This is a genomic window from Paenibacillus lutimineralis, assembly GCF_003991425.1.
Taxonomy (GTDB): domain Bacteria; phylum Bacillota; class Bacilli; order Paenibacillales; family Paenibacillaceae; genus Fontibacillus; species Fontibacillus lutimineralis.
On sequence record NZ_CP034346.1, the window covers coordinates 2,866,811 to 2,884,294 of the forward strand.

The 17,484-nt window shown below is 46.1% G+C and carries 13 protein-coding genes; 11 read left to right on the forward strand and 2 right to left on the reverse strand.

Annotated features, from left to right (window positions below):
* The 5 genes from EI981_RS12215 to EI981_RS12235 all read left to right on the forward strand — a co-directional run bounded on the left by EI981_RS12215 (position 1) and on the right by EI981_RS12235 (position 7,458).
* Positions 1 to 945, forward strand: a complete 945-nt coding sequence (locus EI981_RS12215) for a VanW family protein (RefSeq protein WP_193556456.1) — start codon at positions 1 to 3, stop codon at positions 943 to 945.
* Positions 946 to 1,110: 165 nt separating this feature from the next.
* Positions 1,111 to 3,087 (forward strand): methyl-accepting chemotaxis protein, encoded by a 1,977-nt coding sequence (locus EI981_RS12220; protein ID WP_126998487.1) that lies wholly within the window; start codon positions 1,111 to 1,113, stop codon positions 3,085 to 3,087.
* Positions 3,088 to 3,249: 162 nt separating this feature from the next.
* The gene (locus EI981_RS12225) at positions 3,250 to 5,232 is read left to right on the forward strand and encodes a methyl-accepting chemotaxis protein (RefSeq protein ID WP_126998489.1); all 1,983 of its coding nucleotides are present in this window, start codon (positions 3,250 to 3,252) and stop codon (positions 5,230 to 5,232) included.
* A gap of 155 nt (positions 5,233 to 5,387) precedes the next feature.
* A complete protein-coding gene (locus EI981_RS12230; RefSeq protein WP_126998491.1) occupies positions 5,388 to 5,813 on the forward strand; it encodes a MarR family winged helix-turn-helix transcriptional regulator in 426 nt (141 codons plus the stop codon).
* Positions 5,814 to 6,057: 244 nt separating this feature from the next.
* On the forward strand, positions 6,058 to 7,458 hold the full coding sequence (locus EI981_RS12235) for an MFS transporter (protein WP_126998493.1): 1,401 nt from the start codon (positions 6,058 to 6,060) through the stop codon (positions 7,456 to 7,458).
* A gap of 77 nt (positions 7,459 to 7,535) precedes the next feature.
* Here the strand turns inward: EI981_RS12235 and EI981_RS12240 are convergent, their stop codons facing one another.
* The gene (locus tag EI981_RS12240) at positions 7,536 to 8,399 is read right to left on the reverse strand and encodes a CYTH domain-containing protein (protein ID WP_127004622.1); all 864 of its coding nucleotides are present in this window, start codon (positions 8,397 to 8,399) and stop codon (positions 7,536 to 7,538) included.
* A 139-nt stretch (positions 8,400 to 8,538) separates the two neighbouring features.
* A complete protein-coding gene (locus tag EI981_RS12245; protein WP_127004624.1) occupies positions 8,539 to 9,441 on the reverse strand; it encodes a LysR family transcriptional regulator in 903 nt (300 codons plus the stop codon).
* 202 nt (positions 9,442 to 9,643) lie between these two features.
* Between EI981_RS12245 and EI981_RS12250 the strand changes: the two genes are divergently transcribed.
* The 6 genes from EI981_RS12250 (at position 9,644) to EI981_RS12275 (ending at position 17,481) form a co-directional block, all read left to right on the forward strand.
* A complete protein-coding gene (locus EI981_RS12250) occupies positions 9,644 to 10,615 on the forward strand; it encodes an ABC transporter ATP-binding protein (protein WP_126998495.1) in 972 nt (323 codons plus the stop codon).
* A 37-nt stretch (positions 10,616 to 10,652) separates the two neighbouring features.
* Positions 10,653 to 11,714, forward strand: coding sequence for an ABC transporter substrate-binding protein (locus EI981_RS12255; RefSeq protein ID WP_418789051.1), 1,062 nt, complete (start codon positions 10,653 to 10,655; stop codon positions 11,712 to 11,714).
* A 1-nt stretch (position 11,715) separates the two neighbouring features.
* Positions 11,716 to 13,395, forward strand: coding sequence for an ABC transporter permease (locus EI981_RS12260; RefSeq protein ID WP_126998499.1), 1,680 nt, complete (start codon positions 11,716 to 11,718; stop codon positions 13,393 to 13,395).
* Positions 13,395 to 14,705, forward strand: a complete 1,311-nt coding sequence (locus tag EI981_RS12265; protein ID WP_126998501.1) for an MBL fold metallo-hydrolase — start codon at positions 13,395 to 13,397, stop codon at positions 14,703 to 14,705. Before EI981_RS12260 ends, EI981_RS12265 begins: the two co-directional genes overlap by 1 nt.
* Positions 14,706 to 15,008: 303 nt before the next feature.
* Positions 15,009 to 16,367, forward strand: coding sequence for a glycosyltransferase family 2 protein (locus EI981_RS12270; RefSeq protein WP_126998503.1), 1,359 nt, complete (start codon positions 15,009 to 15,011; stop codon positions 16,365 to 16,367).
* 13 nt (positions 16,368 to 16,380) lie between these two features.
* A complete protein-coding gene (locus EI981_RS12275) occupies positions 16,381 to 17,481 on the forward strand; it encodes an acyltransferase (protein ID WP_126998505.1) in 1,101 nt (366 codons plus the stop codon).
* Positions 17,482 to 17,484: the final 3 nt, after the last annotated feature.

A 17,484-nucleotide genomic window follows, 5' to 3' on the forward strand; every position in this document is an offset into this window, starting at 1 on the left:
TTGAAATGGACATCAGTGTCCTATCTTCTTCTCTTGCTGCTGCAGAGTCCAGATGCTGTTCAAGAGCAAGATGAGTTAACGGTAACTCACGAAGGGAAGCCAATCTCAAGCCTGACACGGGAGGCGCATCGTCTGCCGGTATTTCCTCTTCTCGATATGAGCCGATATGAACGATGGATGGATGAGTTAGATCGGATTACCTATAAGGAAGCAACTAATGCGCGTATTAACAGTTCGGGAAGGATCGATCCGGGGCTGAATGGCTATAAGCTGGATAAGAAAGAATTTCTGAAGGCTTACTATGAATATATGTATAGCAGCGGTTCTACTACGATCGAGGTTCCGACCTATCCTGTCTATCCACGAGTGGATACGGAACTGCTTGCTTCCCTGCGTTCCAAGCAGATTGGCTATTATGTAACTTATTATAACTCCGGAAATGCAGATCGTTCTTATAATATCGCCTTGGCGGCTAAAGCGATTGACGGTACTGTAGTATTTCCAGGAGAGACCTTCTCCTTCAATAAAGTAGTTGGAATTCGTACCACCGACAAAGGGTACAGACGAGCAGGAATTATCGTAAGGGGAGAAATGTCAGAGGGAGTAGGAGGCGGTATATGTCAGGTATCCTCGACACTATTTAACGCAGTTGACCGGGCTGGGTTGAAGGTTGTTCAGCGTTATTCCCATAGTCGTCATGTGTCTTATGTTCCTCCCGGCAGAGATGCGACTGTAAGCTGGGGAGGTCCTGACTTTGTGTTCGATAATGAATACAATCAGCCTGTTCTCATCCGTGCATTCGCCGGAGGCGGAAGCATGGTCGTGAATATTTTCTCATCCGATGTCATTGAATATTTCCCTAGAAGGATTCCGAGCATGTCCAATCAGCTTCCCGAGGAAATTGAAGATATCCGGATCGAACCTGAACCCGCATCAGGAAGATAAACAGCAAAATGGTCAAAAATGTTGATGAACATATAAAAAAAAGACATGTTATACATAGTTAAATTATGCTAATATTTTGTGGAACGTTATTACGTCATTACTGACATAATTCTACATAATCAGTAATGGTTTTGTAACGCTGACATTCATAGGGGGGGATTCATCATGTTTAAAAGGTTACAGACCAAACTTATTCTCATTTTCGCTTTATTGCTCATTGTAGCTATGGTTACCTCGCAATTTATAACTGGTTCTGAAATGAGCCGCAGCTTCAAGAAGGAATTGGATTCGATTGGGGCTGCCCAATCAATAACGTTAAATCAGGTTACGGAATTACGTCTTGATAATTTTTCCAAGGACATATTGCAATTTAGCGAGCAGGATGAGATCAAGGATATCTTAGTGAATAAAGGCTCGCTTACTTCATCCATGACAAAACAAATGAAATCCTATACGAAGAATAACCCAGAGGTATCTGCGATTTATATGGGAGACCCAAAAAAGAATATGTATGATCCTGAGGATAATGTATATGAGTCAACATATGATCCTCGGACCAGGCCATGGTACAAGCTGGCTAATGACAACAAGGATCATGTGACATTCACCGAGCCATATATGGACCTGATAAGTAAGAAAATGAAAGTATCGATCTCTAAAGCGATTGTAGAGAATGATAAAGTACAGGGCGTCATTACACTTGATTTAGATCTTGAACAAATAACGGAACAAATTAATGAGACCAATGTTGGATATAATGGTCATGGATTCATCTTGGATAGTGAAGGGAACCCGATTGTACTGCCAAATTCAGATGGTAAAAATCAAATGGACAAGCCCTATGTTGCAGATATGTATAAAAAGGATGCAGGGAAGCTTCAGTACACCGATGAGGGTACGAAAAAGATTACATATTATACGACCTCTGCTCTTACAGGCTGGAAGATTGGTACTATATATAATGAGAAAAATCTATTGCAGCTCGTAAATAGTATCGAGCAATTGAATGTAATCATTACACTAATTTCCATCGTCGTGTCCAGTATTATCGTTTATTATGTTGCTAGATACGTTACGAAGCCAATTACCCAGTTAACGAATCGGGTACAATTAATGGCCGAAGGAGATCTGACTGTTCAAGGCGAGGTCAAATCCAAAGATGAGATTGGACAATTAACCAGTCATTTTAATCTAATGGCGCAAAAAATGCGTGAGGTTATATCTCGGGTTATTGATTCCTCTGAGAAGTTGTCAGACTCAGCTGTCAGTCTTAGCGCTGTATCTGAGGAGACGAAAGCAGCAAGCGAAGAGATTGCTCATGCGATGTCAGATGTGGCCAAAGGCTCGATGGAAGGTGCGACTAACATAGAGAATATGCAGCGTGTTACTATGGATCTGGATTCTCAATTCACGTTAATTCAAGAGACGATGGATGAAATGCAGGATAACTCCAGTAAGACGCAGGAGGCGAGCGTTGATGGTAGAGATAAGCTTAATGTTCTCCAGACGCGTTCGGATGAATCCTTCCAAGAGATACAAGCGATCGAGCAGGTATTAAGCATTCTTGTTGAGAAGATTAATGATATCAAAGAAGTGGCAGCGACGATGAATGGCATTTCCGGACAGACGAATCTGCTAGCCCTGAACGCTTCAATTGAAGCTGCGAGAGCCGGGGAGGCTGGCAAGGGCTTCTCTGTTGTAGCTTCGGAGATTCGCAAACTGGCTGAGAAATCTGCCGAACATGCCGATCAAATTCGCGACACCATTGTTGGTATTGTTGAAAATGCAGAAAATGCAACTGAAGCGATGACCAAGACGAAGGAAATTACGCTGGAACAAAATGCAGCGGTTAAAGATACAGAGACGGCTTTTATGACGATTCAGGAATTGATGGATCAAGTCATTCATTCTATCAATCAAATGTCTGGTGAAATGAAGAAAACAGTGACATTAAAGGATGATGTAGTACAGTCGATCGAGAGTCTGTCCGCGATTTCAGAGGAATCGGCTGCTGCTGCTGAGGAAGTCAGCGCTTCAACGCAGGATCAATTGAAGGCGATCGATACGGTCTCGCAAGCAGCGGAAGACTTAAGTCAATCCAGCAGCGAATTAGAGCAATTGGTCAAGAGATTTAATATATAAAACTATAAATCGAACCGAATTGTCAGAAATAACCTGAGCAGTTTTTTTGCTCAGGTTATTTAATTTATGCTGTTAAAAGACGATATATCCAAGTAGGACGTCCAGTATTTGATGCATCTGCAGCAGTAAATTGTAAACCTACATTCTTAGGGGGAAAACATCTTGTTAAACAAATTGCAGAACAAACTCATTTTCATCTTTGCGTTATTACTTATCATAGTTATGGTTGTATCGCAATTCGTAACAGGAAACCAGATGTCAAAAAAATTTAAAGCAGATTTAGATATTGAAGGAGCGGAGCAAGCTGAAACATTAACGAAAATGACGGATTTACGGATAACCAATTATGCGAAAGACCTTCTAGTTTTTAGTGATGATCCCCGCATCAAAGCAATGATACGAGACAATAAGGGAACTTTTACGCCAGAAATACGAGATGAAATGGTTAATTATATTAAGGTGAAGCCGGAGGTTTCATATATTTATATTGGAAGTTCGTCAAAGCGTATGTACGATCCTGATCCATCCAATACCTATGATGACAGCTATGATCCAAGCACAAGACAATGGTATCAAGTGGCCAGTAAAAGTCCGAAGGAAGTGCAGTTCACGAAGCCTTATCTTGATAGTGCTAATCAAATGAAGGTGGCCATTTCAAAGGCCATTGTGGAGAATGATCAAGTAATCGGTGTCATCGCTCTTGATCTGCCTTTAGGCACGGTAACTGAGCAAATCAATGAGATAAGCGTAGGTTATAATGGTTATGGCTTTATTCTGGATGCTGAAGGGAATGTAATTGCCCATCCGGAGGATGGGGGAAAGAACTTGAAAGAAGAATCGTATATAGACAAAATGTATCAAAATAATATTGGAAAGATTCTATACACAGATCAAGAAAGCACTGAGAAAATCATTTATTATGCGACAATGCCGAGCACGAACTGGAAAATAGGCGTTGTCTATAAAGAGTCAGAGTTATTAAAGCTCGTTCATCAAGTTCAGCGCTTAAATATGTTCATTACCCTTATTGCCATTGTGGTATCTAGTGTAATTATCTATTTCATCGCCCGTTATTTTACGAAACCAATCATGCATTTAACGAAACAAGTACAGTTAATGGCCAATGGGAATCTAACCGTACGAGGCGAGGCCAAATCGAAGGATGAAATTGGACAATTGACAGGTCATTTTAATGAAATGGTGCAGAAAATGCGTGAGGTTCTATCACATGTTATCACTTCTTCCGAGAAATTATCGGATTCGGCTGTAAGTTTAAGCGCGGTATCGGAAGAGACAAAGGCTACGAGCGAAGAGATTGCACATGCGATGTCAGATATGGCCAAAGGCTCGATGGAAGGTGCGACTAACATAGAGAATATGCAGCGTGTTACTATGGATCTGGATTCTCAATTCACGTTAATTCAAGAGACGATGGATGAAATGCAGGATAACTCCAGTAAGACGCAGGAGGCAAGCGTTGATGGTAGAGATAAGCTTAATGTTCTCCAGACGCGTTCGGATGAATCCTTCCAAGAGATACAAGCGATCGAGCAGGTATTAAGCATTCTTGTTGAGAAGATTAATGATATCAAAGAAGTGGCAGCGACGATGAATGGCATTTCCGGACAGACGAATCTGCTAGCCCTGAACGCTTCAATTGAAGCTGCGAGAGCCGGGGAGGCTGGCAAGGGCTTCTCTGTTGTAGCTTCGGAGATTCGCAAACTGGCTGAGAAATCTGCCGAACATGCCGATCAAATTCGCGACACCATTGTTGGTATTGTTGAAAATGCAGAAAATGCAACTGAAGCGATGACCAAGACGAAGGAAATTACGCTGGAACAAAATGCAGCGGTTAAAGATACAGAGACGGCTTTTATGACGATTCAGGAATTGATGGATCAAGTCATTCATTCTATCAATCAAATGTCTGGTGAAATGAAGAAAACAGTGACATTAAAGGATGATGTAGTACAGTCGATCGAGAGTCTGTCCGCGATTTCAGAGGAATCGGCTGCTGCTGCGGAGGAAGTCAGCGCTTCAACGCAGGATCAATTGAAGGCGATCGATACGGTCTCACAAGCAGCGGAAGACTTAAGTCAATCCAGCAGCGAATTAGAGCAATTAGTCAAGAGATTTACGATATAGGGCATTAATCCATAGGAAAACAGCGGTAGTCCAGGCATGGTTGCTTGGAACTGCCGCTTTTTTGTGACGCATGGATAGTATTGACAAACGGAATGAGTGAAAATATAATAGTTGCAGCAACTATAATCAGATCAACTATTTGGAGGAGGACGACATTGGAGTTAGAGAAATATATTGGCGTAAATGTACAACGTGCTGCTCTTAAATTGAATAATTACTATCAAAAAGTAGTAAACCCGTTCGATATTACCGTAGATCAATGGGAGATATTAGTGATCCTGTGGGAAAAGGAAGGAATCACCCAGAAGGAAATTGCCGAGCGTCTGCATAAAGATCAGACGAATATCGCCCGAATGCTGTTTAAGCTGGAGAAGAAGGGCTTCATCTACCGGGTAGTACATGAGACAGACCGAAGGTCCCTACGGGTATATTTAACGCCTAAAGGCCGTGAAGTGAAAGATGATATCCTGACTCCGTCCCTGGAAGCTTATGAGAATACAGTCAAAGGTCTGTCCGAAGAAGAAGTTGAGACCTTCCGCAGGATTCTCTCGGTCATCTACAACAATGTCAAGGATTACTGATCCGCGGTACACACTGTGCCTATCCGCTTCATTGTTCGTCTGCTGGATCGAAGCAGTTGTGTAATGAAGCGGTATATAATTAACACATAGTTGCCATGACCATTATCGTTCAGACTAGTAAATGGCGGATAGAATTTTGCTAATGATTTCGGTATAGAGAGGTCAAATAATGCCTATATACTTGCTGCAGCAAGTAATGGCGAGTCAATTATTTAAATCTGAGAGATAGAGAGGGATACGATAAATGAAAAAACAAAACCGAGAAGCAGGAGTATTTGGCCCCAGCTACAGGGCGCTTACCATTGGAATTATTCTTGCCGTTACTACCGTTGCATTCGAGGGACTCGCTATTACAACGATTGCCCCGAGTCTAGCGCAAAGGTTGAACGGACTTCATTTATACGGCTGGATATTCAGCGCATTTCTATTGGCACAAATTGTGGGCACGATGGTAATCGGGCAGCGGATTAACAAAAACGGTGTATTTGTTTCCTTTCTTACAGCGATTTCGCTTTTTGTGGTTGGTATTATAATTGCAGCCTTATCGGTCAACATGGTTATGCTGATCCTCGGCAGACTGTTTCAGGGTTTTGGCGCCGGGGCTGTCATTACCTGTGTGTATTACAGCATTACTTTAGGCTATCCGGATCAGATGAGGACAAAGATTCTTGCCATGTTCTCAAGCGCATATATATTGCCAGCTTTAGTTGGTCCTTATATTGCTGGACTGCTGTCTGAGCTTCTATCCTGGAGATTTGTATTTTGGCTGGTGCTTCCCTTTATCGGTTTGGCGGTTATCCTAACGCTTCCCGCGTTCCGCAAACTGACGGTACAGAAGCAAGAAGGCGCTAACGGTAGCCGTAAAGAAGGGATGGCGGTGCTTCTGGCAATCGGAACGGGAATGCTGTTAAGCGGGCTAGGCATGATTACGGATTGGAAGGGGATCTTGCTTGCTCTGGCGGGGGGACTCCTTATGATACAACCATTGCGCAGGCTGCTGCCTAAAGGAACCTTTACGGCGAGAAAAGGATTGCCAGCGACCATTGCTTCAAGAGGCTTGTTTGTCGCCTGTTATAATGCTACGGAGAGCTATGTGGTTCTGGCCTTGACAGAAGTGAAGAATCTACCAGCGGATTTGGCGGGACTCATTGTCGCTGCAGGCGCGTTAAGCTGGTCAGCGGCCGCTTGGCTACAATCAAGGCTGGATACCAAAGATCATGGCGCAGGCCGAGGCAAACGAGTAAGTCTCGGAATTTGCTTTATGATTATCGGTGTAGCGGCAGTTATACTTGCGGTTAGCCTGCCAGGCGGTGGAATAGTATACGCGGTTCTTTCGCAAATTTTCACGGGGTTTGGCATCGGACTGGCACACCCAACCACAGGGGCGATAGCTCTTCAACATGCGAGTGTCGGGGAAGAAGGAGAAATCTCTGCTAGTCTTCAATTTACAGACGCCTTCAGTCCCGGGTTAAGCATCGGAATTGGCGGCGCTTTGATTGCGGTAAGCCAGACACTGAGCATGGGGCTGTTAACAGGAATTTTATTGGCTTTATCACTCCAATTGTTGTTCGTTATCGTGAGCTTGACAGTATCTTTTCGAATACAGCAGACTCCACTAGATAACCGGGAAGTATTGAAAATGTAAGGCCATTGAAAAGCCCGCGTTGACGGCGATAGGCCGTTCTGCGGGCTTGCGCACTATATTTTTAGATAACTAGCTGTTTAATAACGTTCCAGCACCAGATTCGTCTTTAAGGAGTCGGCAGGTACGAGCCAACCTTTGTTATTGAGCAGATTCATCAGATTGGTACGCTTGGAGGCTGCCGTCTGGTAGTCGTCAGTCTTGAAGGAGATTTCCACAACATACTCCGTTCCGCTGCCGTTCGCGCCAATGATCGGCCACACCTCAATATCCGTCTCCAGTCCTTCGAATGTGCCGCTGTATCTGCTTGCCAGAATCGGACCATGCGCGTATGCTTGCAGCAACCTGGCTGTTCCCCAACCTGGCGCATTCGTCTTATCAAGCTTGCCAGGGATCTTGCTTACCAACAAATTGAGCGCCTCAGATTCATTAGGCAAATTCAGCCCCTTGGAGGTCGATTCTTCTTTATCGTTCGAGAAGCTCAGCGTCTGTTTGCTGTAGCCCCAATCCACCTCAGCCTCGTAATTCGTGTCCGCTGCGCTGAAGCCGTCGAGGTTAGCCTGGGTCAAGGCAGCGTTGATATCTCCGTTCACCACGGGATAGCGTTTCTTATACGTCAATTCGTATTTCTTCTTATCTTCTTTTTTGCGGAAACGTACATTCCAGCCTGAATCATTCAATGACAGATCCGTTGTATCGAAATATTCCACGAGCATCCGTGCTGCAGGCTCATTAATCTGAAAAGCATCTTTGACCTCATTTTTTAGTGTAAAATCCTGCTTCAACACAATGTCATTGCTTAGCAGAAATTTGACCTCATAGCTTGGGACTGCGTTGGCTGCGGCTTCTACCTTGGCCGGGGACTGCCAGCCTGTAGCTAGCATTACTGCGCTTAATGCGGCAATCATGAAGGTTCTGCCCATCTTGGTCTTGTTCAATTTCATCATTTCAGCTCCTTTGAATAGTAATATGGAAATCTATGGTTCGATATCTACTCTAAGGCTGAAGTGTCAATTTCAGATCAAATGAACGGCGGATTCCGATCAAAAATTACAAGATTTATTCTTGGTCACCTAAGAGTGGCTATTGGACAGAAAGGCTCCATTCTTGGAGAAGCTCAATGAACCGGCTGCTTGTTACAGACATATAGCGGTCCTGATTGGTGATCGCATATACTTGGCGTTCGGCGGGGAGGCCAGGGATCAGCCATATCCGCAGCAAGCCGCGGTCAGCCTCGGATTGAACGGCCATTCTGGAAATAAAAGAGATGTGCTCGCCGAGTATAACTGCCTGCTTGATCGCCTCCAGAGAATCAAGCTCCAGTCTAGAGAAGGGGCTAATACCATGCTGTTCTAGCCATTGATCCGTTATTCGCCGAGTACTTGATGCCCTGCCATGCAGCACGAACGAAGAGGCGGCGATCAGTTCCGGCGTCCATTCTTCAGATGCGGCGAAAGGATGGGCCGGGGAGCAGGCCAGCACTAGCTCGTCCATGCACAGAGCATAGGCTTTTAACGGGTTCTCGTGGAAGGAGCCGGTAGAAATGATGCCAATATCGACTTGATGCGAGTGCAGCATCTGAGTGATGGCCGGAGCTGTCTTGACGGATAGAGAGATATGTATGCCCGGATAAGATTTGGCGAATTTATCGAGCAGCTTCGGCAAGATGTATGTTGCAGGTACGTAGCTGGCCCCAATCGAGAGTGTCCCTTGCCGCAGGGTATCAAAGTCTTTGACGACCCGCTGGGCTTCCGCGGCGAGTGCATTGATTTTAGTTGCATAATGAAGAAGGGCATAGCCGGCATCCGTTAAAATAATTCGCCCCATGCGAGCATCGAATAATTTTACGCCGAAGTCCCGCTCCAGATTTTTCATATGAAAGGTGACCGTAGGCTGCTTGAGCCCAAGCAGGTCGGCAACGGTGGTGATCTTATGGTGCTTCTCCAGCAGTTCTATAATTTCCAGCTTCAATAAATTAAGGTTCATCATCTGTCATTCCCGCCTTTATAGTCTAAGATTCCCTCCATATAGATTTAATCTATGAATATAAACGCAGTTCATTGAAATAATTAATTTTCATTTTACATAACGCTAATACTCCCTTTGATTCCCGCAGGTAGACTAACTTATGTAGGAACGTAACAGCAAGAAAACGTACCAAATGATAACAAGGAAGGAAAATCATCAGATGGATTTGAACATAAGCGGTCTCGGCAAGAGCTTCGGCGGCAATGTCGCGCTGCATCCAACCGATCTGAGCATCCGTCAGGGGAAGTTCACAACGCTGCTCGGCCCATCGGGCTGTGGCAAGACTACGCTGCTGCGCCTGATCGCCGGTCTGGAACAACCGGATACAGGAAACATCAGCTTTGGCGAGGATATTCTGTATAGCACTGCTAGACAAGTGCCGCCTCATCGGCGCGGCTTCGGGATGGTGTTCCAGGACTTCGCTCTCTGGCCCCATATGACGGTCTTCGAGAATGTAGCTTTCGGGCTCCGGGCGACCGGGCGTAAAGACGGGATTCAGAGCAGGGTGATGGAGGCGCTGGACAAGGTCAAGCTTGGTGGAATGGAGCAGCGATATCCTCATCAGCTGTCAGGCGGTCAGCAGCAGCGGGTGGCCTTCGCAAGAGCCGTGGCAACCCGGCCGAAGTTGGTACTATTCGATGAGCCGCTGAGTGCGCTTGATGCGGTGCTGCGGGATGAAATGCGCCTGGAGATGATGTACTTAGTCCGCGAAATGGGGCTTACCGCTCTCTATGTGACGCATGATCAGATTGAGGCCATGTCCATGTCCGATCAAGTGATTGTTATGCAGGGCGGGCGAGTATTACAGCAAGGTTCGCCTGAGGAGATCTACAATCTGCCCAAGCATCCGTTTGTAGCCAGGTTCATTGGGAAGTCGAACTGGTTGGCTGACGGGCAGTCCATGTTCAGACCGGAACATATCCGCTTTGAGCCAGGTAGCGAACAGGAGGTTCAGTCTTACAACACCGTCGTAATTCAGGTAAGTTATGTTGGGGATCGTTATGAGGTCCGATTGAAGACGGATGAGGCGGTCGAGCCATGGCTGGCCCACTATCCAGAGCGACTAAGTGAAGGGACAGAACTGACCATCTATGTACCACAGAGATGCATTCACCGTTTGAATGAAAGCTAATCAAAATTCAATAAAATGATTAAAAGGGGAAATGATGATGTTCAATTTATCACGTAATGCATGGAAAAAAGGAAGTGCGCTCGTTCTATCATTAGCACTTGGCGCTGCATTAGCCGGCTGCGGAAGCGGTAATGCCAGCCAGAATACAGCAGCTCCAGCTAGTGCTGAGAATAAGCCAGCACAAGCTGCAGACAAGATTCTTACGGTATATACAGCTGGACCGGAAGGACTAGCGAATAAGCTGATCGAAGAATTCCAGACGCAGTCGGGCGTAAAGGTGGAGATGTTCCAAGGCACCACCGGTAAAATTCTGGCCCGTCTCGAAGCAGAGAAAGCCAATCCGGTAGCTGATGTCATCATTCTCGCTTCTCTGCCGTCAACACAAGGTTTGAAGAACGAAGGATTGACGCTTGCTTATCCGGAAGCTAAAAATGCCGATAAGCTGAACAAGGATTGGTCCGATTCGGAAGGTCATTACTTCAGCACAAGCGCATCGGCGCTCGGCATTGCTTATAATACGAAGCTAGTAACGACTCCGCCAACTTCCTGGAGCGATCTGGCTAAGCCGGAGTTCAAGGACCAGGTTAATATTCCCGACCCGTCGCTGTCCGGATCTGCGCTGGACTTCATTACAGGTTATCTTAGCGACAAAGGTGAGAGCGGATGGTCTCTGTTCGAGCAATACAAAGCGAATGGTGTAGCGATGGCTGGCGCCAACCAAGAAGCGCTTGATCCGGTTATTACTGGCGCGAAGAGTGTTGTAGTGAGTGCGGTGGATTACATGACTTATAAAGCAAAGGCCAAGGGAGAGCCGATCGATATCGTCTATCCGCAAGAAGGAACGGTAATCAGCCCTCGTCCAGCAGCCATTCTTAAGTCTACCAAGCATGAAGAGAATGCAAAGGCATTTATTGATTATTTACTCTCTGATTCGGCTCAGAAGCTGGTCTCTGATGCAGCACTTCTGCCAGGACGTACAGATGTTAAGGCCGAGAACCGCGCTAACTTAGATGAAATTCCCCTGCTTACGACAGATTGGGCATGGATGGGCGAGCATGGCCCGGAAGTAACTGATCAATTCACGAAGCTGTTCAAATAATATGAATAATACGGTACTACAGCGTCAATTCAAAATCTGGTCGATGGTACTTGCGCTTCTGGTTCTTGGTCTTCTCATCGTCGTTCCCTTGGCCGAAATCTTCATACAAAGCGTATACCGGGATGGGCAGCTGACATGGTCAGCCCCATTCCGCACGCTGGCAAATTCCGAGATGGTGGTTGTACTGCTATCCTCGATCTGGCTGGGCGTATGCGTCATTTTGGGAACGACTGTGCTCGCTTTGCCTCTCGCCTGGGTGATGGTCAACACCAGACTGGGACGGCTCCGCTGGCTGGAGATCGTATTCCTGATTCCCTTCATGACACCGCCTTACATCGGTTCGATGGGCTGGATTCTGTTCATGCAGAAGAACGGCTACCTGGAGCAGCTTGCTCCCGGTCTCGCCGGGCTTAGGGAAGCCTTCTTCTCTTTCGGAGGAATGGTCGCGATTATGAGTCTTCATCTCTATCCCTTCCTGTATTTGCTGCTGCGCGGGGCGCTGGAGCGGATCGGTGGGAATATGGAGGAAGCGGCAGCGGTAATGGGTGCACCGTTCTTGTATCGCTTCCGACGCGTGATTGCCCCGTTGCTGCTATCTGCATTTGGTATGGGAGCCATGCTCGTCTTCGTCAAGACGATTGCTGAATTCGGCACGCCGGTTACGTTCGGCAAACGCATAGGCTACCAAGTGATGACCTCGGAAATTCATAAGTATATCTCCAGCTGGCCAATCGATTTCGGCAAGGCTACCTCATTGGCATCCGTACTGTTATCGACTTGTCTGTTGGTCTGGTATGCGCAATCTCTGTTGAACCGTAAATATACGTATGGTCTGGTTGGTGGAAAAGGAGTACGTCACTCCTCAATGAGCAGCGGTCGCTGGCTGCAGTGGACTGGAGGAATCTACGCGGTTCTTCTTCTGCTCGTATCGGTGGGTATCCCATATTTCTCCATCATCGCGGCTTCTACGATGAAGCTGCGCGGAGTTGGGCTCGCCTGGAACAACTTCACGATCGATTTCTACAAGGAGCTTCTGCGCTGGAATTCACCTAGCATGAAGGCTTTGATAAATAGTTTATGGTTATCTTTGGCTGCTTCTACCATTGCCGTGGTGCTGGGTACTTGGTTCGCTGTAGCAATCGGGCGGTCCAAATCTCGTATTCAGCAGTCGATTGATCTGTTCAGCCTACTGCCGAATACGGTACCGGGAATCGTCTTGGTCGTCGGATTGATTCTGCTCTGGAATGCTCCGTGGATGCCGATCCCGCTGTATAACACCTACGGCATGGTCATTCTCACCTATGTTGTATTATTTGTTCCTTATACGGTGCAGTACGTCAAGAGCGCCTTCACTCAAATTGACCCTTCGCTATTCCAGGCGGGTCAGGTGTTTGGCGGAAAGCCGGGATATATATTCCGTAGAGTGCTGCTGCCGCTCATCATTCCGGGGATGCTGGCCGGATGGATGATGACCTTCACCATTGCTTCGCGTGAGCTTGTTGGCTCTTTGCTGATCTTGCCTCCGTCCGTGCAGACCTCGGCGACGTATATTTACGCCCAGTTCGAGCAGGGGCAAGTATCGCTCGGCATGGCGATGGCCGTTATCTCCGTGGGAATAACGACGATTCTGCTTATGCTGCTGGAAGTCCTCGGCTCCCGGAAGAAGTGGAACACTGCCTAATGGAACTGAAAATATGGGGTGGAGCCGGCGAGCATGGCCGTTCTTGTTATGTGCTAACAGGAGAACAGCATCGGATTATGCTCGATTGCGGTGTCAAGAAGGAGGGAACGGGACAATATCCCTTGCTTGATGTCAATCTGATTCCTGAGCTGACGGCAGTATTTCTGTCTCATGCGCATGAGGATCATTCTATGGCTCTGCCGCTTCTATATAAGCACGGTTATCAAGGAGAAATCTGGACGACTAGGCCAACGGTATCTCAGTTGGGGCTATATTTTGCAAATTGGGGTAAATATGTAGCTAGCCGAAACGGAGAGCTGCCCTACGAACCCGCACATATCTCTGCCTTACGATTTCGTATTCTGGAGGAAGGGGCCCTGGCAGGACAATGGCTGCAGCTGGACGATGGATTGAGATTGCAGTGGGGGCGGAGTGGTCATATGCTCGGTTCTGTCTGGTTCCGAATTCAAATGGAGGGGCAGCAACTGTTCTTCTCGGGAGATTTCAGCCGGGAATCTGCTCTGTTGGCAGCCGATCCACCATGTACACCACGTCCTGAAAGTCCTACTGCTTCTACTTCGTCTATGTCAGAGACGGTCTTATCCATTATGGATAATGCGTACGGAATGGATGAGGAATCCCAGGAGCAGAAGATGAATGCACTCCAACAATTTATACTCGAGGTGCTGGGGCGAGGCGGACATGTGCTGCTGCCGGTTCCCGCATTTGGACGAGGACAGGAGCTGCTGGTGTGGATGTTAAGTAACTTCCCCAATCAGCCGATCCTGCTGGAGCGGGCGATTTATGAAGGGCTGCGACAGATGGCGGAATGGGAGGCATGGCTAAGACCAGGGAGCCTTCATTCGATAGAGGAAGCGATAAATGTACCTCATGTACATGTACCAGGTAGCCAGGAGGAACGGCTGCAATTATTGGAGGGAGAAGCGCCATTCATCATCTTCACGACAGATGGCATGATGGAATCTCCCCGTGCCCGATGGTATGCGGAACGTCTCTCATTGTCATCCGCTCATGCGATTGTCATTACGGGTCATGCAAGTCAAGGCACATTTGCTAGGCGACTACTTAGAGGAGAGACTGAGGAGACGTATTGCGAGACGGTGCAGATGGGCTATAAAATCCATCAAGGTCTGGAAGATGTTCGCTATATGCTGCAAGAGGTTCCAAGTCGTCACACCGTATTGGTTCATGCTCCTAAGCTGGAGACGGACCGGGTCATTGTTCGCTTGGCCGGGGAAGGTTACCCAGGTTTGCACTCCTTGCAGGCGGGGGATGTATTACAAATATAGGAGTACAATAATCCTTCGTCAGACGTTATGCCTGACGGGGGTTTTTGGCGTTCTCACCAGTTCGTAAAGGTGATAGAAAGGGATAGATATTTACCCCTTAATTAGACAAATTTATCCCTAATAATACATAAAAAGATAAAATATAACTTTTATAGGAAATATAATCCAAAATGGCGAATGGACATGAAAATCGCCTATGTATTCGTTTTCTTGAGGGGTTAGACGGTTTTACTACGGAAGGATGATTAGCTAGTCTTAGAACTAGAGATAGAAAGAGAAAGAGAAAGAGAGGAGGAGCCCTACTTGTCATTCTTGTTGTATGTAACGGCAGCTGTGTTTCTAATATTTCAAACTCTGTACACGATCATTCCTCTTGTCTGCAGTAAGGTAAAAAGGCTCAATCCTGAGCTTGTGGAGAAATCGTTAGCGGTGCTCGTCCCGGCCTATAACGAAGAGCTGACGATAAAAAATTGTCTGGATGCGATGGCTGGCCTGAATTATAACAACTATGAGATTATCATCATTAACGATGGATCCAAGGATAAGACCCTGTCCAGACTGGATGAGCTGCTGCAGCTTGAACCTGACTGCCGAACACCCGCACACCAGTTAGCCTATAAGCCGATTTTAGGCGTATACCGCTCAGTCTATTACCCTCATATCCTCGTCATCGACAAGCAAAACGGCGGCAAAGCCGACTCTCTGAATGCAGGGATCGATTATGCTATATCTGAGATCGTCATTACATTAGATGCCGACAGCATGCTAGAAACCGACGCCTTGAAATACGTCAATCAATACTTCCATAACAGCGATATTATTGCCCTCGGCGGTACCGTCAAAATTGTACAAGGTGCGGAGAAGCGGGACGGGGCTATTGTCGAGAAGTTCAGAGGCCCTGGGCTAATCAAAAGCCAGATCATAAATTATACACATGGCTTCTATGTACGCAAACTAACGCAGTCCTTTTTTAACTCCATTGTCGTGATATCCGGCGCTTTCGGCGCATTTTACAAGGATGTTCTAGTACAGGTCAACGGATTCCGCAGCACAGTCGGAGAAGATATCGATATTACCTTAAAAATTCACGAGTATTTAAAAGCCAATCGCTTGAAGAAGAAGCTGGTATATGCGCCGGAGGCGGTCTGTTATACCGAATGCCCGGAAAATTTACCTAATTTCTACAAGCAGCGGATCCGCTGGCAGAAGGCGTTCATTGATTGTATTCTAATCTATTGGTCGCGGCTATCGAGCCGTTTTAGCGTAGGGGTAAATCTGTTCTTTGCTATTGACGGCTTCATGCTCGGTACCTTCTCGGCATTTATGATGCTCGTCTATATCGTGCAGATGATATTCTTTGCCCGCGGCAACCTGATCCACGCGTTTATATTCATGCTTATCACGGTGGTGATCAATGCGCTGCAAATTGTGATTTCATTTGTCCTCTGCAGAAAATACGGCAGCAGTTATAGGATTCAAGACTACATTAGGATGTTCATTTTTAGTCAACTGGAATTGCTCACTTACCGGAATCTGCTGCTTTATATCAATGTTGTTGGGACATTAAAGTATTTTGATAATGATGAAGGCTGGGGATTCGTGGAGAGAAAAGGCGTTGCAGCCATCAGTCAAAATATCGCATCTGGATCGCATTCAGGATAGAGGGGGGACTCCTATGAACACAGCTATAGCCAATAAACGAATCATATACGTAGATTGCTTGAGAATTCTATCGATTATTGCTGTTATTGCCCTGCATTACACGGCGGAAATATTGACCACATCAAATAACTTTAATACGCCTTCCTGGTGGATCAGCAATTTTTTCAACTCCATATCGCGGTTTGCTGTTCCTGTATTTTTTATGATTAGTGGAGCAATGATCTTGCGGACAGAGGTTCATTCCTATAAGGCTTTTTTTAAGAAGAGGATCGTACCATTGCTAATCTCGCTGGTTAGTTGGTCGCTAATCTACGGGTTGTACAACCAATACGTGATTTTAAAAAGCAATATGAATGGCTTCGAATTTTTTCTAGATTTTTGCTATCGTCTGCTGACAGATCGTAATTACGTGCATCTTTGGTTCCTTTATGCGATCATCGCCATTTATTTAACGGTTCCGCTGCTCAGTAAACTCATCAAAGCCTGTAGTGAGAAGGATCTGAGATATTATTTGACCTTATGGTTTGTTATAAGCATCGGGGGCCGCTTGCTGTACGATATCGTAGAACGGCTGACAGGTATAGGGATAAATATACCGCTCTTAAACATTCCGTTCTTTACAGGATATCTCGGTTATTTTATATTAGGCTATTATTTATATCATTTTAATCTACCCGCGAGAATGAAAAATATCATGTTCAATCTAGGCTTCCTCTCGTTTTTTATTGCCCCTGTTGCGACTTATTTTGTGTCCGTATACCGAGGTGTGCTTGACGAAATGTTCTATGGTAACTATTCCATTACCACTTTTTTTATGGCTGTCGGCATGTTCATTTATTTCCAAGCTAAAGAGGAGGCGCTGAGCGCTAAAGTGAATCATAAAGTACAAATACTGATCGGATCTGTCTCCAAAGCCAGCTTCAGCGTATATCTGATTCATCTGCTGATCGAGTTGATGGTATCGGGTAGAACGGCGTTTGAGGCATCGGTACTGGAGGCGATTCTGGGCCTTCTAACGAATATTTCCTTAATCCTCATGATCAGTTATGTCACCGTCAAAATTTTGAATTTGAATAAGGCGACGACCTATATTCTATTTGGCGGAAGAGGGTGATTC

Bases quoted from the DNA above. Each gene is read 5' to 3' on its own strand.
- EI981_RS12220 (WP_126998487.1), top strand. From the start codon at position 1,111: ATGTTTAAAAGGTTACAGACCAAACTTATTCTCATTTTCGCTTTATTG.
- EI981_RS12235 (WP_126998493.1), top strand. From the start codon at position 6,058: ATGAAAAAACAAAACCGAGAAGCAGGAGTATTTGGCCCCAGCTACAGG.
- EI981_RS12240 (WP_127004622.1), bottom strand. From the start codon at position 8,399: ATGAAATTGAACAAGACCAAGATGGGCAGAACCTTCATGATTGCCGCA.
- EI981_RS12245 (WP_127004624.1), bottom strand. From the start codon at position 9,441: ATGAACCTTAATTTATTGAAGCTGGAAATTATAGAACTGCTGGAGAAG.
- EI981_RS12250 (WP_126998495.1), top strand. From the start codon at position 9,644: ATGGATTTGAACATAAGCGGTCTCGGCAAGAGCTTCGGCGGCAATGTC.
- EI981_RS12255 (WP_418789051.1), top strand. From the start codon at position 10,653: ATGTTCAATTTATCACGTAATGCATGGAAAAAAGGAAGTGCGCTCGTT.
- EI981_RS12260 (WP_126998499.1), top strand. From the start codon at position 11,716: ATGAATAATACGGTACTACAGCGTCAATTCAAAATCTGGTCGATGGTA.
- EI981_RS12265 (WP_126998501.1), top strand. From the start codon at position 13,395: ATGGAACTGAAAATATGGGGTGGAGCCGGCGAGCATGGCCGTTCTTGT.
- EI981_RS12275 (WP_126998505.1), top strand. From the start codon at position 16,381: ATGAACACAGCTATAGCCAATAAACGAATCATATACGTAGATTGCTTG.